The 21,297-nt window shown below is 58.3% G+C and carries 21 protein-coding genes and 2 pseudogenes; 8 read left to right on the top strand and 15 right to left on the bottom strand.

The window, feature by feature from the left end:
- Positions 1 to 3: 3 nt before the first annotated feature.
- From GQA94_RS19675 to GQA94_RS19695, 5 genes are all read right to left on the bottom strand, one after another.
- The gene (locus tag GQA94_RS19675; RefSeq protein WP_158189590.1) at positions 4 to 219 is read right to left on the bottom strand and encodes a hypothetical protein; all 216 of its coding nucleotides are present in this window, start codon (positions 217 to 219) and stop codon (positions 4 to 6) included.
- Positions 216 to 395 carry a hypothetical protein gene (locus GQA94_RS19680; RefSeq protein WP_158189591.1) on the bottom strand — a complete coding sequence of 60 codons (180 nt, stop codon included), beginning with the start codon at positions 393 to 395 and terminating at the stop codon, positions 216 to 218. The genes GQA94_RS19675 and GQA94_RS19680 overlap by 4 nt, the downstream gene beginning before the upstream one ends.
- Positions 396 to 410: 15 nt before the next feature.
- On the bottom strand, positions 411 to 773 hold the full coding sequence (locus GQA94_RS19685) for a hypothetical protein (protein ID WP_199270071.1): 363 nt from the start codon (positions 771 to 773) through the stop codon (positions 411 to 413).
- Between the two features lie 681 nt (positions 774 to 1,454).
- Positions 1,455 to 1,790 (bottom strand): lysogeny maintenance protein PflM, encoded by a 336-nt coding sequence (pflM, locus tag GQA94_RS19690; RefSeq protein WP_158189592.1) that lies wholly within the window; start codon positions 1,788 to 1,790, stop codon positions 1,455 to 1,457.
- Between the two features lie 39 nt (positions 1,791 to 1,829).
- Positions 1,830 to 2,045: a DNA-binding protein gene (locus tag GQA94_RS19695; RefSeq protein WP_102847489.1), complete on the bottom strand. Its 216-nt coding sequence runs from the start codon at positions 2,043 to 2,045 to the stop codon at positions 1,830 to 1,832.
- A 459-nt stretch (positions 2,046 to 2,504) separates the two neighbouring features.
- Between GQA94_RS19695 and GQA94_RS19700 the strand changes: the two genes are divergently transcribed.
- The 4 genes from GQA94_RS19700 to GQA94_RS19715 are packed head-to-tail and all read left to right on the top strand — an operon-like array spanning position 2,505 to position 5,604.
- Positions 2,505 to 3,125, top strand: a complete 621-nt coding sequence (locus GQA94_RS19700) for a hypothetical protein (protein ID WP_158189593.1) — start codon at positions 2,505 to 2,507, stop codon at positions 3,123 to 3,125.
- Positions 3,065 to 3,700, top strand: coding sequence for a transglycosylase domain-containing protein (locus GQA94_RS19705; protein WP_158189594.1), 636 nt, complete (start codon positions 3,065 to 3,067; stop codon positions 3,698 to 3,700). Before GQA94_RS19700 ends, GQA94_RS19705 begins: the two co-directional genes overlap by 61 nt.
- 47 nt (positions 3,701 to 3,747) lie before the next feature.
- On the top strand, positions 3,748 to 4,458 hold the full coding sequence (locus tag GQA94_RS19710) for a hypothetical protein (RefSeq protein ID WP_158189595.1): 711 nt from the start codon (positions 3,748 to 3,750) through the stop codon (positions 4,456 to 4,458).
- Positions 4,459 to 4,494: 36 nt separating this feature from the next.
- Positions 4,495 to 5,604 (top strand): hypothetical protein, encoded by a 1,110-nt coding sequence (locus tag GQA94_RS19715; protein ID WP_158189596.1) that lies wholly within the window; start codon positions 4,495 to 4,497, stop codon positions 5,602 to 5,604.
- Positions 5,605 to 6,319: 715 nt separating this feature from the next.
- Here the strand turns inward: GQA94_RS19715 and GQA94_RS19720 are convergent.
- The 5 genes and pseudogenes from GQA94_RS19720 to GQA94_RS23475 form a co-directional block, all read right to left on the bottom strand.
- Positions 6,320 to 7,159: an ABC transporter ATP-binding protein gene (locus GQA94_RS19720; protein ID WP_158189597.1), complete on the bottom strand. Its 840-nt coding sequence runs from the start codon at positions 7,157 to 7,159 to the stop codon at positions 6,320 to 6,322.
- On the bottom strand, positions 7,156 to 8,085 hold the full coding sequence (locus GQA94_RS19725) for a FecCD family ABC transporter permease (protein ID WP_233270191.1): 930 nt from the start codon (positions 8,083 to 8,085) through the stop codon (positions 7,156 to 7,158). The genes GQA94_RS19720 and GQA94_RS19725 overlap by 4 nt, the downstream gene beginning before the upstream one ends.
- Positions 8,086 to 8,204: 119 nt before the next feature.
- Complete coding sequence (locus GQA94_RS19730; protein ID WP_158189599.1) at positions 8,205 to 9,206, bottom strand: FecCD family ABC transporter permease; 1,002 nt, start codon at positions 9,204 to 9,206, stop codon at positions 8,205 to 8,207.
- A complete protein-coding gene (locus GQA94_RS19735; protein WP_158189600.1) occupies positions 9,206 to 10,114 on the bottom strand; it encodes an ABC transporter substrate-binding protein in 909 nt (302 codons plus the stop codon). The genes GQA94_RS19730 and GQA94_RS19735 overlap by 1 nt, the downstream gene beginning before the upstream one ends.
- Positions 10,115 to 10,292: 178 nt before the next feature.
- Positions 10,293 to 10,419: pseudogene (locus tag GQA94_RS23475) on the bottom strand (lysis protein); the annotation flags it as partial.
- 136 nt (positions 10,420 to 10,555) lie between these two features.
- On the opposite strand from GQA94_RS23475, the gene GQA94_RS19740 reads away from it, so the two are divergent.
- A complete protein-coding gene (locus GQA94_RS19740) occupies positions 10,556 to 11,608 on the top strand; it encodes an asparaginase (RefSeq protein ID WP_158189601.1) in 1,053 nt (350 codons plus the stop codon).
- 169 nt (positions 11,609 to 11,777) lie between these two features.
- Here GQA94_RS19740 and GQA94_RS23665 read toward each other — a convergent pair.
- Positions 11,778 to 11,921 (bottom strand): annotated as a pseudogene (locus GQA94_RS23665) (tetratricopeptide repeat protein); the annotation flags it as partial.
- A gap of 364 nt (positions 11,922 to 12,285) precedes the next feature.
- A complete protein-coding gene (locus tag GQA94_RS19750; protein ID WP_158189603.1) occupies positions 12,286 to 13,692 on the bottom strand; it encodes an alpha/beta hydrolase in 1,407 nt (468 codons plus the stop codon).
- Between the two features lie 368 nt (positions 13,693 to 14,060).
- On the opposite strand from GQA94_RS19750, the gene GQA94_RS23295 reads away from it, so the two are divergent.
- Positions 14,061 to 14,228, top strand: coding sequence for a hypothetical protein (locus tag GQA94_RS23295; RefSeq protein WP_199270072.1), 168 nt, complete (start codon positions 14,061 to 14,063; stop codon positions 14,226 to 14,228).
- 245 nt (positions 14,229 to 14,473) lie between these two features.
- Here the strand turns inward: GQA94_RS23295 and GQA94_RS19755 are convergent, their stop codons facing one another.
- Positions 14,474 to 16,504, bottom strand: a complete 2,031-nt coding sequence (locus GQA94_RS19755) for a TonB-dependent receptor (protein WP_158189604.1) — start codon at positions 16,502 to 16,504, stop codon at positions 14,474 to 14,476.
- A 407-nt stretch (positions 16,505 to 16,911) separates the two neighbouring features.
- Between GQA94_RS19755 and GQA94_RS19760 the strand changes: the two genes are divergently transcribed.
- Positions 16,912 to 17,349, top strand: coding sequence for a CatB-related O-acetyltransferase (locus GQA94_RS19760; RefSeq protein WP_233270192.1), 438 nt, complete (start codon positions 16,912 to 16,914; stop codon positions 17,347 to 17,349).
- A 268-nt stretch (positions 17,350 to 17,617) separates the two neighbouring features.
- Here the strand turns inward: GQA94_RS19760 and putP (GQA94_RS19765) are convergent, their stop codons facing one another.
- A complete protein-coding gene (gene putP, locus GQA94_RS19765; protein WP_158189606.1) occupies positions 17,618 to 19,102 on the bottom strand; it encodes a sodium/proline symporter PutP in 1,485 nt (494 codons plus the stop codon).
- A gap of 350 nt (positions 19,103 to 19,452) precedes the next feature.
- On the opposite strand from putP (GQA94_RS19765), the gene GQA94_RS19770 reads away from it, so the two are divergent.
- Positions 19,453 to 19,677, top strand: coding sequence for a DUF3203 family protein (locus GQA94_RS19770; protein ID WP_158189607.1), 225 nt, complete (start codon positions 19,453 to 19,455; stop codon positions 19,675 to 19,677).
- Positions 19,678 to 19,756: 79 nt separating this feature from the next.
- On the opposite strand, the gene putP (GQA94_RS19775) is transcribed toward GQA94_RS19770, so the two are convergent.
- On the bottom strand, positions 19,757 to 21,241 hold the full coding sequence (gene putP, locus GQA94_RS19775; protein ID WP_158189608.1) for a sodium/proline symporter PutP: 1,485 nt from the start codon (positions 21,239 to 21,241) through the stop codon (positions 19,757 to 19,759).
- Positions 21,242 to 21,297 lie beyond the last annotated feature (56 nt).

Raw genomic sequence — 21,297 nt, forward strand, 5'->3', positions numbered from 1 at the left:
ACCTCACTGTTTCAGGACTTTTTTGAGGACCAGGAAGCCGAACACGGTGGCGAACAGAACAATCGCTTCGCCCTGTAGCTCGGTGACTTGGTCCCAGGACAGTGCAGCGCCGTAGAGGCTCTGCATTTCCTCGACCGTGAGGGCAACCAGCGACCCGGAGCAGACAGGCGAGCCGTCAGCGCCTTGCAGCCAGTCACCCTCACAGGCGAGAAAATTCATGCACCGGCCTCAATGAGGTCGGCGGCTTGTTCGAGGGGTTCGCAGTCAGGGCAGACGGCAAAATGGGGCGGCAACCGCAGATCGAGCAACAGATCGCTCTGCGCTGCGGGCAGGCGCATGAGCTTGCCCATGTCGTTGCCGCAGCAGTCACAGATAACGCGGTCACCGATCAGCATGGTGGGCCCCTCCCCTTAGTTAGCTTTTGCCGGTTCGCCGGCTTTGGCTTGCGGTTGTGGGGTCGGGGTGCGCGGGGTTTCGGTGCCGTTGCGTGGCTTCACGGCTTCCAGTTGCAGGGCTAGGTTCTTGCCCTTGTTCTGGCCGCCACGGGCAATCTCGAAGTGGATGCGCACCAGTTGCAGCGGCTCGAAGTGGGCACCGGCTGCGAAGATTTCGTCGGCTACTTCGTCCGCTGCTGCCATGCCGATGATGGAAAGACCGTGTTCGGTCTTGCCGTCTGGTTCGTCGCCGTAGAAGACCTTGATGTATTTCTGGCCGGCTTCACCGTCGAAGCGTTGAGTGCCGAGAAATGCAACTTCCATAGTCGAACGTGCCATCTGTGTTTCCTCTCTCTAGTTGCGCCTGATTGCGCTGCTTTGCTTTCGGCAGGCCGAGCGATTCCGAACGAGTGAAAAGCAATTTCACTGCGACCGGCTTGTTACTTGGCTTGCGGGATATCTATAGCTGTATTTTTACGCTCTTGAAACAACTATTTATGACGTATTAAAATAATCAATATTTAATTTTCACAATGAAACAAATAGTGCTGAATTGACACTTCCCATTTGATCAACCATTAAATTTGTTAATTATCCGCAACGCTGTTTAACACCAAGGGCTTTGCCCTTGTCATCCCACTCTTGCCGCCGAGGGCTCGGGAGCGCGGGAGGGAAAAGCTCTCCCACACTCCCGAGCGGAGGCTGTTTCGGTTCGTGCCGGGTCAAGGGTGCGCTCTGCCCGTGCTTCCGTTTGTCCGAACGGTGAAGCGTGTTCGGACAAGCCGGGAGCGCGGCCCTGGACCTGTTCGGCTTCGTGTTGAGCCTGATAACGATCAGCAACATAGCGACGCAGTTCGACAAGGGTCCGGTGCTTCGTTGGCTCGCTGCCATCCAACGGGATGAATAGCGGAACATCGCGGCGATAGGTGACGTGCCCGTACAGCTCCCCGCCAACGGTCAGCTCTCGACCGATTTCATCCCATGTAGGCGCCGCGATACGGACCTGCAGGCGCTTACGTCCTACTCCACCAGATCGAACGGTTCGTGAATCGGCACGTAGGGCGTGGGCTTGCCGGTGTCGAGCACAACGCTCCAGTACTTCGGCGGTCGGTCGGGTGGCGCGTGTTTCTCGCAGGTAGAGGCCGGTATCACCGCCCATTCCGAGGCCAGGACTGTCCAGACACCAGCGATTTTGCCCATGCGTGTGGCGCGAATCGGCTGAACAGATGCGGGGCGGCATTGGGCGCAGGGTGTGGACCGGGAGCGAGCGGGTTTCGCCACTTCGCGTCGGGACCAGCAGACAGAGCAGTCGCAGTGCTCGGGGTGCGGCAGCCGCATATAGGTCGACAGGCTCATACGTCATCCCCTCCCCTGGCTTTCCGTAGGCGGCGCGGATCATGCCGTCCACTCCTGTTCCAACAGCCAGCTACGCAGCAGCGCACTGTTAATCATGCGGCGCTTGCCGAGCTTTACGGTGGGGAGTACGCCCCGGTAGACCCAGGCGCGGGCCATGGAGCACGTCAGGCCGTTGCGTTCCGCCCAGGATTCGACGGTTTCCACGTCCTGCTGTGGGCCAATCAGCTTTGAAGGTTCTAGCTCTTCCAGTTCCATGCTCGTTCCGTCACTATTCGTGTCAATACATACGGATTGACCCTATCCGTTTTGACTAGAGTCGAAACGAATCATATTCAGATAGAGTCAAATTGGATAGAGCTTACTTAGATCAATTTGGAATGATAAAAGACAGAGTTATAACAGTCCTCAAGCACAGCGGACTAAAGCTGCCGCAACTCGAGCAGCTGACCGGAATCAGTCGCTATACATGGAGCAACTTGAAAAACCCTGCCAAATCTCGAGAAATCAAAGCTGATGAAATCGAGGCAGTCGTCAAGCTGTATCCACAATTTGCACTTTGGATAGTCAGCGGCAACATCCATCCTGAATGCGGGCAAACGAGCCCTGAATACGAGTCCGCCCATTCAAACTTGTCCAATCGAAGCGCGGGATAGCGATTACCACTGAAGTAGCTGTGCGCTGGTACGCTCGAATAAGGAAATAAGGGCATTTAATATGAATGAATCAGCCGACTTTGATTTTTATTTTATCTGGAATTTCTTAAAAACTTTCCTTAATACACTCCATAGCTTCGGAACAAATTCATCCAACTATGGTTCATTGGTGGCGGCTGTCCTCGCAGCAATGATTACCGCCTTGGTGATTTTCCTCATCAAAGAGAGCCGGATTCCAGCATCTAGATTCTGCGGAGTCTTCTATCTTGAAACAATAACTATAGAAACCGCTTACAACCCCTTCAAAGATATGCGAACCTTCAGAACAATAATAATGTTTACTGACGGCCACTTCATTCAAGGTACATCAGAACGAACTGGCGAGATAAGTAGAGAAGGATCAGCCGAGCACATTGGAGATAAAAGATGCCGCGGCATTGTCAATGGCCGCATAGAGAAAAACTATACCCGGGGGAGCGTATTGCATTTGCAAATAGTCGAACAAGGCAGAAAACGGGACTCTTCAATTTACCTGAAAATCCCGATCAGTACATTTGAAAGAAAAGGAGCGCTGACGGGGAGATTCTACACCACGGCTGCCAACTCATCTGGAGACGTGTTGTGGCAACGACAATCATTCGAAGATCATCCTTCTATATCTCTACTCTCCCAATCTTCATAGTCGCCGCGATAACCAGACTATTACGTTACAATTCTTTAATTATTGATTACGAGAAATGCGCCAAACTAATAAATAGCATAGATTTAGATATTGAAATTATCAATCAAAACCTGATTCAGACACTTGTGGCAGCGGAAGACCATAGAAACGACATGCATTATGGCATCGATCAGCTTTCAGTCATTCGAGTGATCATACTCAGATTTCTAACTGGAAAAGTGCAGGGCGCAAGCACCATTGAACAGCAATTTGTACGTACTGTTAGCGGGAGATATGAGCGGACAATTCGGAGAAAGCTTAGAGAACAGGTGCTTTCAGTGATGATTGGCCGTGACTTTAGCAAAAAAGAAATATGCACCTCTTATATGTCATGTGCTTTTTTTGGCAGCGGCCTCATCGGTGCAGAAGGTATCCGGTCCATCAAACAAAAACCAGAATACCTAGGCGATGAGTCGGTTATAGCGTGCTTAAAATATCCCATGCCTCTAAACCCCACGAAAGAATACCTTGAAATTTACTTTCAACGAGTTATTCATATTCAACGTCTGAAGGCGTCCTATGATAAAACGCCATAAAGGGAACAGATTTATTAACGGGCCCGATCACTAAGCAAGGAGGCGATATGAAATCGGAATGGGACGATGCACCGGAATACCTGCGCAGCAGGAAGAAGCAAGGGCCATGGCGATTCCTCGCGATACTTGGAATTGGTTCAGCTGTCATTACGGCACTGGCATTGACGTTCGGAAAGCCGATCGTGCTGGACCTGAACCAGATCAAACAGGGCATTCATGTCGGCGGCAAGCCTCTATTTAGGCCAGAGCCAGCACAGCCCATGCAGCCGATTAGCCAGCCGTCCGTTGCAAACCACGAAGCCTCAGCATTAGAACCGACACCTGCGCCCCAGCAGCATCAGCTGAGCCAGGAAGAAATCGAGTCGTTCGCGGAGCGTTCGGCGGAGGCAACGCAGTCTCGCCAAACATCATTCAATGACGAAAACTACACCCCCCGCCCCGCCGCCAACACGATGCAGCCACCACCGGCCCGCTATTACGCTTCCAATTCGTCCAACAACACTCGGAAGCGCTCAGTAAGCCGTGAGACTCATCTCAGCAACTGGAGCTGGGAGATTGGCCACAATAAGCAGCGCGTCGGAGGTCAGTTCCAGTGGACGGTCGTAAACGACCAGATCGACTTCAGTAGCGTGTGCCAAAACTACAAACGCGGCTCGCTGATCTATCGCGACTGCCGTAAAGGTGCAAAGGTTGCGTTCAAGAAAATGTGCAGCCGATACGAACCTGCTTGCGCCGCAACAAACAATTTTCTGCCTTGACCAGCATTAACATTCTTTTATTTATACGGCCGCCTTATGTTGACAGATAAAGAAGCAATCACATCATTTGCAAGATCTGTGGAAGATCTCTTAAAGAAGGTCGAAAACTCACCAAACTTACGCCACTCCCAACTAGCTGACACGCTGAGGGAAACAATAGCTTTCTTCAGAAACAACTCATACAACGACCTAAAACACACGGAATGGCTACAAGAACTAGACATCTATTCTAGTTTATTAATTGGGCACCTCGAACAGCTTAGCGAAGCGAAACTAAGAGGTGAAATTATCGCTTCGAGATCTCGCCTTCTCAAAGAAATCAGACTTAGTCTTAAACCGTTTATTCACAGCCATTTTGACCTCGAAAACCAAGACGAAGGCTATGCAAGCAAAAAAGAGCTTGAAATACTGGCGGGACGCGCAAGAGAATTAATCAGGCAAATGTCCTCACGCCTATCTGAAGTCGACAGAATCAAGCAAACAACGAGTGAAATAATTGGGCGCTCGGATGCGGATATCAAAGCCTTAGCGCACCGCATAGATGAAATAGAAATAGCAGCAGAAGAAAAGCTGGCCAAAGTTGAGAGACTTCTAGATATTACAATTGACAGCACCATAGACAAAGAAAAACAAATAAATAAAGTTTTGGGCCATGTTTCAGGTAGAGTCATATCGGGAGACTTTGAGAAAAACGCAAGCGAAGAGCGTGACATTGCAAACATCCTTCGCTACGGCTCCATATTTTGCATGGTTTTAATTATTGGAATCGCTGGATATTCCTTTTTAGAAACAACTACATCTGATTTCGACTGGACGGAGCAACTAAGCAGATTTGTTCTTATGATATTACTTTCGATACCAGCAGCCTATCTAGCTCGCGAGTCAGAAAAACATCGCCAACAGCAATATAGTCATTTACAGAAGTCGCTTGACCTCAATACTGCAACTCCATTCCTGTCATCCCTACCTGAAGATGAACAGCATAAGCTCAAAATGCAGATTGCCGCAAAATTATTCCTGACCAATAATATTTCTGACACCAAGGACAGCTTTCCAATAAATACTCATGAACTGCTAATGGAATTATTAAGCAAGATTGATATTCAAAGGTCTGATCAGCCTGAAAGCCACGCTAAAAAGTCCTAAGGAGATAATATTCCGGTGGAGGTATAGGTGTCGAAAAACTGTCGAAATCACTGTGACGCATTGCGACGAAACGAGCAGTTGGATCAGCCGGAAACCCCCGTAACGACACGCTTTGAGACGGAACGACACACCAAGCAAAAGGGTTCGATTCCCTTCGCCCGCTCCAGACAACACGAGGCCTCTAGCGAGGCCTCTTTTTTTTTGGTGATAGTTACGGCAACAGTTTTGGCCTTTCAAATCCGCCGCAGTGATACCAACTCCGTAGTAACAAGCCATACCAAACCAGCGGCGGCTGGAAAGCCCGGCAAAAATATCGGCAGCGATACAACGCCACATGATTTCGCTGCCGCGCCGGTGTTTCATGACCAATCTCGTACCAACGGGACGCCTACACGAGGGCGAAACCTCTTCCGTTAGCTGTACGACGTCGAGCGTAGTCTTGGCTGCTACGTAGGCTGCCGTTGCTTGGAGCAGAGGCAGCCGACCAGGGATGGCGGTTGCGTGAATGATGACGGCCTCGCGTCGCGCCAGCATGTTTTTGGAGCAGGGCGCAATCCAGGCGCAGCCGGAAACAGATTGAGTCATGACCGAGCGAGTCCGGAGTCAGCTCTGCCGATGCTCGCCCCCTAAATCACGAAATGGCGATGGCCAACTTCATCTAGCCCTGCAGCCACTTCAATATCTCCAGGCAGGCTGACCAGTGAGCAGGAGGGTGTTACGCATCTGGCTGATCTTTTGATCGTGTGATCGCCGAGATTACGGGAGTGCCGTGCAAGGGATCGCGTAGCAAAATGCATTGGATACCATAGAGGGACTCGACCAGGCTCGGCGTCACGACCACGTCCGGGGCACCTTCCGCAATGACGCGCCCCCCCTCCATGGCCACCAGATGATCGGCGTAGCGGCAGGCACTCGTCAGGTCGTGCACGACCATGACGATGGTTTTTCCCGCTGCCGCTAGCTGGCGAATGAGCTCGAACACCTCAATCTGATGCCCGAGGTCTAGCGCTGAAGTAGGCTCATCGAGCAGTAGCAACGGCGTGTCCTGCGCGATGGCCATGGCGATCCAGGCGCGCTGGCGTTGGCCCCCAGACATTGATTGCAACGGGCGATCTGCCAACTCCGTCAAATCGGCGACGTGCAGGGCGGCGTCGACAACAGCCTGATCGTGTTCACTCCATTGCTGCAGCAGCCTTTGGTGCGGTTGACGACCAAAGCGGATCAGTTCGGCAACGGTAAGACCATCTGGTGCACTGGCTTCCTGGGGGAGCAGTGCCAACTGTTGCGCCACTTCGCGAGTCGGCAGTTGGGTAATGGCCTTGCCATTAAGCAGCACGGCGCCGCTGTTGGGTTTATGCAGGCGTGCGAGGCCGGCTAGCAGCGTGGACTTGCCGCAACCGTTGGGCCCGACGATGGCCGTCACCTTGCCCTTGGGCAATAGCAGGTCCAGCCCTTCGATGATCGGTGAGCCACCGTAGCCCATGCAGAGGGCGCTGGCCTCCAGCCGAACGTCAATGGCGCTTCGCTCTGTGAGAATGCTGGGAAGTTTGCTCATGAGAGGGTCCGAGAAGGTTGGCGTAGCAAGATCCAGATCAGATACGGCCCGCCTACGATGGCCATGATGATGCCGACCGGGATCTCGATTGGCGCGAACAAGGTGCGACCCACCCAATCGGCGATGATCATTAACAGCGCACCGCTAAGCGCAGCGTTGATTACCGGTACTCCGTATTGTCGGCACAAGTAACGAGCCATCTCCGGTGCGACCAGTGCGATCAACCCGACCGGGCCGACTACTGCAACTGCAAGCGCAGTCAGCCACACGGTCAACATGAGCGTCAGTAGTCGCATCAACTGCAGGCGCGTACCAAGGCCGATTGCGACGTTGTCAGAGAACCGCATCAGCGCCAGGGAACGGCTCAGCAGCTTGGCCGCTGGGAGGCCGACCGCCAAGCCTATACCTAACAGGAGCACCGATTGAGCGGGGCGTGCATTTAGGCTCCCGACCGTCCACGGGTAAGCGGCGTTGGCGGCATCGATGTCAGTACGCGCCAGCATCAGGTTCGTCAGTGCACCGAAGAGCACGCCGATGGCGATGCCCACGACGATGAAGCGATAACCCCGCGCGCCGGAGCCCATTGCTAGAGCGAACGTCAGCGCTGCGGCCGTGGCTGCACCGGACAAGGCCAGCATCGACGGGGCGATGCTGGTCGGAATCGCTACGATAGACGCGACGGCAAAAGCGGTCGCACCGTCGTCTATGCCGATAACACCCGGTGTTGCCAACCGGTTGCGTGCCAACGTCTGTAACAGGCAGCCCGCAGCACCAAGGGCCGCTCCGCTCAGCAAGCCAGCAATTAGCCGGGGCAGGCGCAACTCGCGGACGAGCAGAAGGTGCACCGGTTCGCCGTCGCCCAAGACCGCACGCAATGCTTGCCAGTGGCTCAGCCCCGGCGAGCCCACGGCAAGCAACCAGGCCACCGTAAATATCAGAGCCAGACACAGGCAAACGCCAACCAGCATGCTGCGCCGGTGGATGAGGAAGGACAGCGAGGCAATCCGCAGCAGGGTATGGCCTTCTGAGAATGTGGATGCTTGAGTCATAAGGTCGGCAGTCTATGGCTGCGCACTACGGCAATTAGGATCGGCGCGCCGATGAAAGCTGTGATAACGCCTACCGGCAGCTCATACGGCCGTACTAGCAAACGGGATAAGACGTCGGCAAATAGCACAATGCATGGCCCTATCAACATCGAAAGAGCAAAGGTTCGGCGAATGTCGGTACCGACCAGACGCCTTGCAATGAAGGGTACGACCAGGCCCACGAATCCAATCGGCCCAGCCGCAGCAGTGGCCGTGCCGACCAATAGGGCCACTGACAGAAGCGTGATCAAGCGCGTCACCTGGGGGTGATGACCCAGCCCGCTCGCGACGCGCTCACCTAAAGACAGTGCGGCCAATGCTGGAATGAGGGGCAGAGCCAGCAACAGCCCGGCAATAAGCCCAGGTAGGCTCCAGCTGAAGGTATCCAATGGGCGTCCGGCCAGCGCGCCGATCACCCAGAAGCGCATCTCGTCCGCGGTCCGCTGATCCTGGAGCAACAGCATGTTGCTAAGCGCCATGAGCAATCCCGAGAACGCTGCCCCCGCGAGCACCAAGCGTACAGAGTCCTCGCCCACGCCGCGCATCTGCGTCACCAACAACACCAGGACGCAACCTACGAGCGCTCCCCCAACGGCAACCATCAGGTTGATTGAGGCTGCGCTGGCGCCCAGGGCAATGGCCAGCACCACCGCGAACGAGGCGCCTGCGCTCACACCCATGAGACCAGGCTCGGCAAGAGGATTTCGCGTTACTGATTGCAGCAATACGCCAGCCGCGCCAAGTGCGGCGCCGACCAGTAGCGCCAGTTCTGTACGGGCCCAACGTAATTGATATAGGACGAACTGCGCCTGCTCATCATCTGCGCCAGAAAGCGTAAGGAGACTCCGCGACACACTGACGTCGCCAGCCCCGAACACCAGGCTGGCGAGGCACAGCAGTAAAAGGCAAAGGCCTGTAACTGCCAAAGCGCGCGATAAAGGAAGCCGGACGCTGTGCATCAGTCAAGTAATGCCTTTTCTACATCATCGAGAATGCGGTGTGCTGCGAGATAGCCCGCGCTGCTGCTCCATATCTGGCCATCGACCGACACGACATGATCATTTTTCACCGCACCCAAACGATTGAAGGCTGGCTGCTTGCGGGCTTCTTCCAGTGCCTTCTGACCATCGCTGTTAAGTGTCGCGAGGAAGATCCAGTCGGCGTCGGCCTTGCTGAGATTCTCCAGGCTGAGGATGTCCGTATGTGGCTTTTTCGTTTGGGTCGAAAGTTCGTTGGGCTTGAATCCCACGGCATCCAATAGCTGGCCAACAAACAGTTGGCTAGACATTATGAAAGGACCCTGAGGATTCCAGCGAATTACGCTGACCTTGGGGCTACCGGACAGGCCTTCACGTAAAGCGACTAACCGGGCATCAATTTCATCTCTGAGCGCCGCGCCTTCGTCCTGCTTGTCCAGAGCCAGGGCGTAGACATCATTGACCGTACGCCAGTCTTGAAACGAACCGCCTTTCGGCACGATGGTTGGAGCGATCAGGCTGAGTCTGTCGTATAGCGTCTTAGGCAACTCAGAGGACGCCAGGATGAGGTCTGGCTGCAAATTCAGTATCGCTTCCAGATTCGGCTCGCGGACACTACCGACCAGCGCGATATTGCCGGCTTTATCCTTGAGGTAATCAGGCACATCGGTGCCCCCACGGCTCGCCAAGGCACCCACTGGCTGAACGCCAAGCGCAAGTGCCACATCCAACGCATTTTCATCAAGCGCAACCACACGCTGGGGTACACCGTTGAGCTTCACCGGGCCGTATACACTGGCGACGAAGCGTTCGGCAGCCTGCAACTGTGCGCAAGACAATAGTGTGCAAACTATTATTCCAGCTAACGCTCGGAACGAGAAATGACGCATAGGATGTACTCCTTGTGAACCCGTACTAGTAACTGCTGAAGCGAACCACTCAGAACCTCCGTCGAAGTTTAATGGAAATCAATCGCGTTTACGAGCATTTACGTTCATGACTGAATGTTTTAAATCTTCGTAGCCGTAGACGTTCATTCGTTATCAATGGTGATGGTGACCCGCCTCGCTATGCCTGGCATGCCGCCAGCGCGATCAGTCCGGCGTCACCGTCGCTGGTGATTCTGATAGTTCGTTGAGCATGCGCTGGGTCAAGTTGGGCTCGCGCGCCTTCCATGAACCACGCCTCCGGAGCTGGCGGGGGCCGACACTCCGCATGGCTGACCTGCAAATCCAGCCGGCGCGCTTTCTGCTTGCGCGCGGAGCAACAGAACATTGGGTCGGCAGTCAGTGTCATTACCCGTACAGCGAACAAAACAACAAGGAACTGACATGAAGAAGCGCTCTTTTTTATTAGCCGGGCTTTGCGCGACCTTGATTGGCAGCGCCTATGCGCAAGAAAAGCCTACCGTTCAGTTCATTGCCACCGGTGGCACGATTGCCATGAAAATCGATCCGGTCAAGAACGCGCCTGTACCCGCGATATCCGGTGATGACTTGCTGGCCACCGTGCCTGAGGTGGCTGAGCTTGCAAAGATCGAAGTCACCAACCTGTCGAATGTGCCGTCTGACTACATGGACCCGCCGCGCTGGGTCGAGCTGTCGAAAGCAGTCGATGCTGCACTGACGCGTCCGGAGGTATCGGGTGTGATTGTTTCCCACGGCACCGATACGTTGGAGGAAACCGCATTCTGGCTGGACCTGACCGTTAACTCGGACAAACCCGTCGTGGTCATCGGCGCGCAGCGCAACGCTTCTTCCTCCGACTTCGACGGCCCCCGCAACCTGCTCAATGCCGTGCGCATTGCGGTTGATGAGCAGGCGAAGGGTATGGGCACGGTGCTGGCCATGAACAACCAGATCAATGCCGCACGCCATGTAACGAAAACCCATACGGCTAACGTAGAGACCTTTCAATCCGGCGATTACGGATTCCTGGGGGAGGTTTATCCCGACCGTGTGATCTTTGCCAGGGAGCCGCTGCGGCGCCAGCACATCGAAATCCGCACCGACACCATGCCCAAAGTGGAAATCGTCGCCATGTACGGAGGCGCTGATGGCAGCCTGCTGCGCAGCGCCGTCGACCAGGGTGCAAAGGGAATCGTCGTCCAGGCGCTGGGCATGGGAAATATGAATCAGCCCATGTTCGAGGCCGTCAAATACGCGCTGGGCAAGCAGATTCCGGTGGTGATCTCGACGCGCGTGTACAACGGACGCGTCATGGCCAACTATGGTTTTGAAGGCGGTGGGAAAACGACTGCCGATGCAGGTGCCGTCATGGCAGGGAATCTGAGCCCGCAGAAAGCACGCATTTTGCTGATGCTGCTCTTGCAAAGTGGAAAGTCGGGGCAGCAGGAACTACAGGCTGCATTCGACGCGATGTAGGGCTGGAACCCGCGCGACGGACCGAGCCAATTGAGCTGAGCGACTCGACGCCGCGCTACGGCACGCTAAGCAAAAGGGCTGATCCCTTCGGTCGCTATCGATAGAAAAAAGCCCTGCATACGCGGGGCTTTTTTGTGTTCGTCTGGCGCTGCAATGCCACGCAAACGGGTCAGCCGCGGATCAGCGTCGCCCCGTAGGGGACGTGGCGGCGGAGTTCGCGGCAATTGCCGGGCGGGGGCTGTTGGCCGGGCGCGCGGTCGGGATACCAGATGCGGCACTCGCCGGGAGGCGGCAGGTGTCCTTTCGGCACCTCATAGCCATGATCGCGATGCGAATGGCGGTCACGCTCGTATGGGCCTTCAGCGTAGGCAACGCAGCCCGCCAACGTCGTCGCAGTCATCGCGCCAAGCAAAATGCCGATCAGGGAAAGATGGGGCATGGTCGAACCTTCTCGTGAGTGAGCGTGAATGATAGCCCTGCCCGTCCGTGAAATCTGCCGAGGCTGGCAAGTCAGCGGTCAATGCTCGACGCGGCGGCGCGCGGCGCAGCCCCCATAGCCGGAGGCGAGGCCAGACACCGTAGGACGTCGCGACGACCGACCCGGAGACGCCGATGTAACCCGGCGAAAGCCCCGCCTAAGCGGGGCTTTCGCGTCGCAACCGTGGCCGGTCAGCTCATCAGCTTTCCGGACAGGCCGGGAGCAGCGCACGCGTCGGGATGCCTTCGTTGCGGGTGAACGAGCAGCCATACGCGGGATCAGCGACCACGCGCGGATTGAGGACGTCGTCGCCCGCAGGCTTGATACCCTGCTGTTCCCATTGCAGCATCGCGGCCATCGCTTCCACCTGCTCCTGGTAGCTGAAATCACAGTGGCTGGGCGCCCGGATTGCGCGTTGTACCAGCAGCTCGCCGTTGCCGTTTGCTTCGGCATTGCGGCGGTAGATCTGCTGGTGCTTGAACGGCACGTAGAGGTCGCCCAGGGTGTGGATGCTCACCACCGGCACATCGAACTGGCCGTTGACCACGGGAATCCAGCGCAGACCGTCCGGGCGAATGCTGTTGGCGGGCGGGTGCCCGATCACACGGATGATCGAATCATTGAATTCACGCTCCTCGGCAGACATGGCCTTGCGCGTATCGAACTGGTAGCGCGTGCCGAGGTTGCCGGTCAACGAGTCAGCCAGGATGCCGACGACGGAGCCGTCTCGCCCGCCGGTATCCAGCACGACGCTCTGCAGGCTGGTGCGGAACCCTTCGGCAAAGATCGGACGGTCGCCGCCGCTCAGTTCGCGCACGATGCCTTCGAGCTTGAGCCCCTGGGCAGAAGGTTCGGTTGGGTAGGTGTTCCAGAGCGCACCGATGATCTGTGGAAGCTTCGCCTGGAAATCGGTCGCCGGAAACGTGGTCGGGCCCAGGCCCGCCAGATGCTGCGCGGCCAGGGTGAAGTTCATCAGGTACTCGAATTCATACACGTCGCCGGTGACACCGCACATCGGCACCGAGCCGTCATACCGGACTCGATTGTTGGCGGTGGCATAGGTTTCCGCCTCCACCGCAGCCGCCGCCACATGGCCGCCCATCGAATGGCCGGTGATGTAGGTCTTGGACGGCTGGGACTTGCCAGTCAGGCTGCTAAAAGCCAGCGCCAGTGCATTGGTGTCTTCGATTCCGGCGCGTACATCGTAGTAGTTTTTGCTGTAACTGGACGCTGCCCAGGCATAGCCCTGTTGCAGGAGCCACGGGCGGATCGACGGCGGAGCGACGGTGAGTTCCGGGCCTGTTCCGCGGTAACCGTGGGCATACATCACCAGCATACCGTTCCAGTTCGGCGGCACTTCGATCTGGTAGGACGAGCCTTGGTAAATGCCGGTCCAGCGCTCGCTTGGCAGGCCCGGAAGAGCCGCCAGGGGGGATTCGATGGGAACGAAGGTACGCGAATCCTGTTCGCGCGATTCACTGTGGGACAGCGGTGGTTTGATCGGCCTTTCGCGCGCCTGGAGGTCGGCGGCGACCCCGAGGGTACCGACCAGCATCAGGCCGGCAGCGGCGCGCGTGCAGGCGGAAGCCAACTTACTTGCAAGCATATGAATGTCCTCATTTATTGTTGTTCTATCGATGCGAGCTTTACCGCGATACCGCGCGCAAGCACAACGCGCACGTCGACTAACCGTGGCAGAAAGGTTCGACCTGTCAAACCCGACGGATGCTCAGCAGACGACCGGTGGGGTTCGTCTCGGAAATGGTGCGGGTGCCGCCATGCTTATAGTGACGATGGAGCCGACGTCGACGTTGCGAACATCTGTGCTGCCTGACGCAAAATGCGGCGTAGCAAGTCTGCAGACACATCGCCTCGATGCGATCAAATCACCTGTCACGGCAACTCATAGACGTGGATACTGCACGGGGAACCGGAACGGCCGGCGCCTCTCATGCGTAAATCCAGGAGTATTCCATGAAAGCACAACCCGTTATGACTCGTGCAATGGCTGTCGTGCTGGCGGCCCTGTTGATGACCGGCTGCAGCCTGCGCTTGCCGGGTATCGGCATCGACATCGGTGATGGAGGCGGCCACGGCGGCAATCACTGTCCGCCGGGCCAGGCGAAGAAAGGCAACTGCTGACGGCGCAGGACACCGGACCGAGTCGCGCTGCCTATCGGTCCGCATCGTTCGCCTGGCGACCGCCGTTCACACCTGGATCTGCCCTGACGCAACGTCAGGCCGTGCGGGCCAGCGTCCTCATGCAGCGCGCAGCCGGCCCGCATGACCCGAGCGCAAGGTCGGTCTTTGCCAGGCCTGGCCGACCTGCAACGCGGCAGGTGCAAGCTGCCGCGCTCGCCGCAGGGCCCGCCAGGCTCGGCGCGCGCTCAGAAGGCCAGGCGCATGCCAACCGTCAGGTTGCGCCCCGGTAGCAGCACCTCGTCCTTGATGAAGGACGTATGTTGGCGTGCCTTTTCGTCGAGCAGGTTGTTGGCCTTCAGATAGAGGAGGTAATCGGTCTGGCTCAACGAGCCGCCGTAGCTGAGGCCGGCGCCGAGCATGTTATAGCCGCCGGTTCCGGTCTCGTAATCGGCCAGATCATCCTGGCGTTGCACACGGTAGAACTCCAGCTGGCCATTCAGCGCCGTGGTAAACGCCTGGTCCATCCGCACACCGAGCCGATCCGCCGGAATGCGCGGCAGATCGCCCTCGCCGTCTCGCAGTTTGCCGCGGACGTGATCGCCGAACAGCGTAAACGCGGTGCTATCGGTAGCCTGGAAACGGACCTCCGCCTCGGCCCCGGTGAGGACCGCGTCGTGCTGGCGGTATTCGATCTCGCGGTAGCCGCCGCCAATGTCGTGGCCCGTGTCGGCGGCGTAAATGAAGTCATCCACCTCGTTGCGGAAGAGGCTGACGCTGAAAGTGGTACGACCGGCGAACTTGCGCAGCGTGAGTTCGGAGTTGTGCGAGGTTTCTTCTTCGAGATCGGCGTTGCCCAGTTCGACCGTGCGAGTGGCCGCGTGCGGGCCGTTGGCATAGAGTTCCTCAGCCGTCGGCAGGCGTTGCGAGCGAGACAGGGACAGACCCAGCGAATAGGCGGGTGCGAACGTCCAGACCGCGCCAGCCGATACGGACGTACCGCTATGGTCGCTGTCGCGCTGGCCATCGGCCTCGATATCCTGCCATTCATGCCGCAGCCCCACCTCATAGCGCCAGGCCCCGACGCTGTACTCCTCAAGCACGAACAGCCCGTGGTTGCGGGTCAGCGTTGGCGGTACGTAAGCCTCCTCCCCCAGAGCCTCGAAGTCGCGGCGCAGCGTTTGCGCGCCGACCACGCCGCGCCAGCCGAACAGCGGTTGATGGGTCAGCTCCAGGCGCGCATCGGTGGCGTCATTGTTGAAGCGGGTCCCCACTTCTCCACCTTCGATCTCCTCATGTTGATAGTTGCTGTGGCCCACTCGCACACGCGCCAGCTCGAAGCCTGGCAGCGGGTCGCTCAGCTCACCGCGCAGGTCCCAGCGCTTCTGCCGCATGTCGATGTAAGGGACGCTGCCGTGCTCATGGTGGTCATGGTGGTCATGATCGTCATGCCCATCGTGATCGCCGTGACCACCGCAATGCCAATCGCTGCCGTGCGTGTGGCAGTCCGCATGTTCATGGGCGAGCAGGCCGTAGCGATTGTTCTGCTCGCCATAGGCCATCCCGATGTAGCCCCGCTCGCCAATGAAACTTGCGCCCAGGGTGAAGCTATCGGTGTCGTTGTAGGAGCCCGCCTGCTTATCCGGCGAACCCGGAATCTCGTACGCGTCGGCCTGGCGCTTGGCGCCCTCCGCGCGCACGGCAAAGTTGCCACTCCCTGCAGTGATCCCGAACACGCCAGCGCCTTCGTTCGCGGCACTATTGGCACGCAATTCCAGTTCACCCTCGTAGCCCTTTGTCGGGACATGCGTAGGGATCTTCTTGTCGATGACGTTGACCACCCCGCCGATCGCGCCGCCACCGTAGAGCAAGGTTGCCGGGCCTTTCAGGACCTCGATGCGCTCGGCCAGCAACGGCTCGCTGGTGACCGCGTGATCCGGGCTGATGGTCGACGCATCGAGCAACTCGATGCCATCGCTCAGCACTTTCACACGTGCGCCGTCCAGACCACGGATCACTGGCCGAGCCGCGCCGGCACCGAAGCTGCTGGAGCGCACGCCTGGCAGGCTTTCAAGCGTTTCGCCCAGGGTAGCCTCACGCCGCAGCACCAGCTCATCGCCCTCCATGACCGCTACCGGCGTGGTCATTTCATGACTCTGCTTGGCCAGGCCGCTGGCGCTGACCACGACAGGATCGAGTTGGACCGGTTCGGCGGCCCAGGCGGCGGGCACAAAGGCCAGGCCGACGGCCCAGGCCAGCGGGTGATGTTGCGGCTTCATACGACACTCCAGAGGAAAAAAATGCCTTCCGAGGCAGCTGTGCGGCACGGCGCACGGAAGCTCGCAAGGAGGTTATGACGGCCGCAAAACATAACATGTTATATCATAACGATTAAAGTATTTCAGGCCGACTCGCTCGCTTCGCGCCGTAGGGACGAACCACACGAATAGGCGAGGAAAAGGGCACAGTTTTCTTGCGCGGCCAGCGGGTTCAGGATGTACCGGCACGGGGTTGAGACGGTCGACAGCCGCTGCTATCGCATGTCCGGCATGGCATCTGTGGATTCATGCGAAAGCGCGCTGCGGGACCGCCAGTGACCGGGTGCGCAACGCTACACGTACGAAGCGGATCAGAGTTGGGCTGCGTTTCTTCGGTGGGCAGGTTCTGCTCGATAGGAAATGGCGTCATGATCGGTCTGGAGCGGTATACGCACCCTGCCGACTGGTTGAGCTCCAACCCGTTCATGTACAGCGCCGATAGCGCGGAACACTACACCCCCAACAGCACGAGCGCAGTGATCGGCCATGACGTCTGGATAGGCCTGGACGCCATTGTCATGGACGGTGTTCGAATCGGCACTGGCGCCATCATCGCCACTCGTTCGGTGGTCACGAAAGACGTCCCCCCATACGCCATTGTCGCGGGCACTCCCGCCAAGATTATCGGCTATCGATTTGACGAAGCGCTAAGGGAGAGACTGCTTGAAAGCCGCTGGTGGGATCTGGCTCCGGAAAAACTGAAGCTGTTACCGGCGAGCAACCCGCAAAGGTGCCTGGACATGTTGACGGCGTCTCGTGAGCCCTATGACTACAGATCGATCCGCATAGCGCACACAGACCTGTAATCGCGCGGTAAATCGCTCAGCGTACCGGCATGCCCGTTGAGTGACCAATCGAGGTTTTGAGCATTCAGCTATGCAGCTACTGGCGTTCAATAAGTTTAAACAACCGCGTCATTTCGATGCAGGGGCGATGAGGAACACGGGTAGTTTCACATCGCCCCGCTCGCCGGCCTGCTTCCGCAAGGCGCTGCGTACAGCCGGCACCGCATGCCGGCAAGGCCCCACCCGGAGGCGGGAGCCGCCTAACCTGAGCTAGACGCCCACGAAATGATCAACCGGCACGGTACTCCGCGTCCGCCGCCTCGAAACGCTGCTGGATGGAGGCCGCTGGTTCCCTACCCATCAGGCTGACGATATAGATCGCCAGGCTGGCGAGAATGAAGCCCGGAATGATTTCGTACAGACCGAGGCCGATGAATTGTTTCCAGACCACCACGGTCACGGCGCCGACCAGCATGCCGGCCAGCGCGCCGTTGCGTGTCATGCGCTTCCATACCAGCGAGATCAGCACCACCGGGCCGAATGCCGCGCCGAAACCGGCCCATGCGTAAGACACCAGCCCCAGCACCTTGCTGTCGGGATTCGAAGCAATGCCGATGGCGATCAGCGCGATCAACAGCACCATGGCGCGGCCGACCCAGACCAGTTCGGTCTGTGACGCGCCCTTGCGCAGAAACGCCTTGTAGAAGTCCTGCGTCAGCGCGCTGGAGCTGACCAGCAATTGCGCGCTGAGGGTGCTCATGACCGCGGCCAGTACGCCGGACAGGATGATGCCGGCGATCCAGGGATTGAACATCAGCTTCACCAGCTCCATGAATACACGCTCGCCGTTCTGGGTGACGGCGCCGGCCAGCGCCGGGTTGTCGGCGAAATAGGCGATGCCGAGAAAGCCCACGGTGACCGCGCCTGCCAGCGTCAGGATCATCCAGGTCATGCCGATGCGGCGTGCGTTGGGGATGGTTTTCACCGAATCGGCCGCCATGAATCGCACCAGAATGTGCGGCTGGCCGAAATAGCCAAGGCCCCAGCCCAACAGCGAAACAATCGCGATGAAGGACAGGCCCTTGAACATGTCGAAGTTGGACGGGTCCTGCGCAGCGATGGTTTCCATCGCCGTTCCCATGTCGCCCAGGGAGAGGATGACGAACACCGGCGTGATCAGCAGCGCGAAGATCATCAGCGTCGCCTGCACGGTGTCGGTCCAGCTCACGGCGAGGAAACCGCCAATGAACACGTAAAGGATCGTCGCCGCCGCCCCTACCCACAGGGCAACGCCGTAGGGCATGCCGAAGGTGGACTCGAACAGCCGCGCGCCGGCAACCACGCCCGAAGCGCAGTAGATGGTGAAGAACACCAGGATGACCAACGCGGAGAAGATGCGCAGCAACCGGCTGGTATCTTCGAAGCGATGCGAAAAGTAGTCCGGCAGGGTCAGCGCATTGTGATTGTGCTCGGTATGCACACGTAAGCGCCCGGCCACGAAGAGCCAGTTGAGCCAGGCACCGGCGATCAGACCGATGGCGATCCAGCTCTCCGACAACCCGGCGACGAATATCGCGCCCGGCAGGCCCATCAGCAGCCAGCCGCTCATGTCCGAAGCACCCGCTGAGAGTGCCGTGACGAAACTGCCGAGGCTGCGCCCGCCGAGGATGTAATCGTCGAAATTCTTGGTGGCGCGATAGGCGGTGAAGCCGATGAGGATCATCGCCACGATGTAGATCACGAAGGTGATCAGGGTCGGAGTGCTTACATTCATTGGAATATCCTTGTGCAGCGGAGCGCGCCCCACTGCCACTGACGAAACGCAAGACACCAGCTTGCACAGGCTTGGCAACGGCTGGCGAGTAATCCACAAGGATAGCGTCTGCCCGGCGCTTTGGCTCGTGACCGGCCGGTTTTACCCCTGGCGAGGGCGGCCTCGGTTTGCCGTGGTGGCTCGGGTTCGCCAGGCGCGGGCACCCTCGGCTGTTGCCCCGTGCCATTCCCCGCCCGGCGGCACCCGCCATACGCCTCGCTGACCCGGGCAACGGATCGACGCTGAGGCGGTCTGACGATCAAGGGCGCGCACGCCTGTGCCGCTTTGCACGACACACCTGGAGGTCCGCCATGTCAGTCACGATCGATATTGCCACCGGCACCTGTTCCACCACGCTCGAAGGCACCACGTATCGCAGCGCGATCATGGATACACGTATCAGCACCGACCCGAACGCGCGGATGTCCGTCGCGCATATCGACGGTGCCAGCGCTCACATCACCGAGGACCAGGCCGAACACCTGATCGCCGCCGGCGCCAAGGATGACCGTGAGAACCTTATCGTCGACGATTGACCGTTAGCCAGGGCGCCCCTCGAACACAAAAAACCCCGCTGTCAGCGGTGCCGGCAGCGGGGTTTCGGTACCTACCTGATCAGCGACCCTGGTATTCGCTCTCAGCGTCCTCGAAACGCTTGATCATGGTCGCCGAAGCGCCCTGGCCCACCTTGCTGAACAGCACGATGGCGATGCTGGCGAGAATGAAGCCCGGAATGATTTCGTACAGTCCCATGCCGACGAACTCTTTCCAGACCACCACGGTCACGGCACCCACGACCATGCCGGCCAGCGCACCGTTGCGCGTCATGTTCTTCCACAGCAGGGAGATCAGCACCACCGGACCGAAGGCCGCGCCGAAGCCGGCCCAGGCGTAGGACACCAGGCCCAGGACTTTGCTGTCCGGATTCGAAGCGATGCCCAGGGCGATGAATGCGATCAGCAGCACCATGGCACGACCGACCCAGACCAGTTCGGTCTGCGAGGCGTTCTTGCGCAGCATGGCTTTGTAGAAATCTTGCGTCAGGGCACTGGAGCTGACCAATAACTGAGCGCTGAGGGTGCTCATCACCGCGGCCAACACGCCGGACAGAATCACGCCGGCAACCCAGGGATTGAACAGGATTTTCACCAGTTCCATAAAGACCCGCTCGCCGTTCTGGTTGACCGGGCCGGCCAGTTCGGGATGCCCGGCGAAATAGGCGATGCCGAAGAATCCGACTGCGACGGCGCCGGCGAGTGTCAGGATCATCCACGCCATGCCGATCCGGCGGGCGTTGGGAATGGTCTTCACGGAATCGGCCGCCATGAAGCGGACCAGGATGTGCGGCTGGCCGAAATAACCCAGGCCCCAGGCCAGCAGCGAGACGATGGCAACGAAGGACAACCCGTTGAACATGTCGAACGCGGCCGGATTCTGTGTGGCGATGGTGTCCATCGCAGCCCCCATGTCTCCCAGCGCCAGCACCACGAAAACGGGCGTGATCAGCAAGGCGAAGATCATCAGCGTTGCCTGCACCGTGTCGGTCCAGCTCACCGCGAGGAATCCGCCGATGAACACATAGAGGATGGTGGCGGCGGCGCCGATCCACAGCGCGATGTCGTAGGGAACGCCGAAGCTGCTTTCGAACAGACGTGCGCCGGCGACCACGCCGGAGGCGCAGTAGATGGTGAAGAACACCAGCACGACCAGCGCGGAGAAGATGCGCAGCAAACGGCTTTCGTCTTCGAAGCGGTGGGAGAAATAATCAGGCAGCGTGAGCGCATTCTTGTTGCGCTCGGTGTGTACACGCAAACGCCCGGCAACGAACAGCCAGTTCAGCCAGGCACCGGCGATCAACCCAATGGCGATCCAGCTTTCCGACAGGCCGGCAACAAAAATCGCGCCCGGCAGGCCCATCAGCAACCAGCCGCTCATGTCCGAAGCGCCCGCCGAGAGTGCCGTGACGAAACTGCCCAGGCTACGTCCCCCGAGGATGTAGTCGTCGAAATTCTTGGTGGCACGATAGGCCGCGAAGCCAATCAACAGCATGGCGCCGATATAGATCACGAACGTGATCAAAGTGGGAGTACTGATGCTCATCTTGTTCCCTCGTTAGTTGTTGTTGATGGGCGCGAGGGTATTCCCGATCCCACCTG

The organism is Stutzerimonas stutzeri, from assembly GCF_009789555.1.
GTDB lineage: Bacteria > Pseudomonadota > Gammaproteobacteria > Pseudomonadales > Pseudomonadaceae > Stutzerimonas > Stutzerimonas stutzeri_R.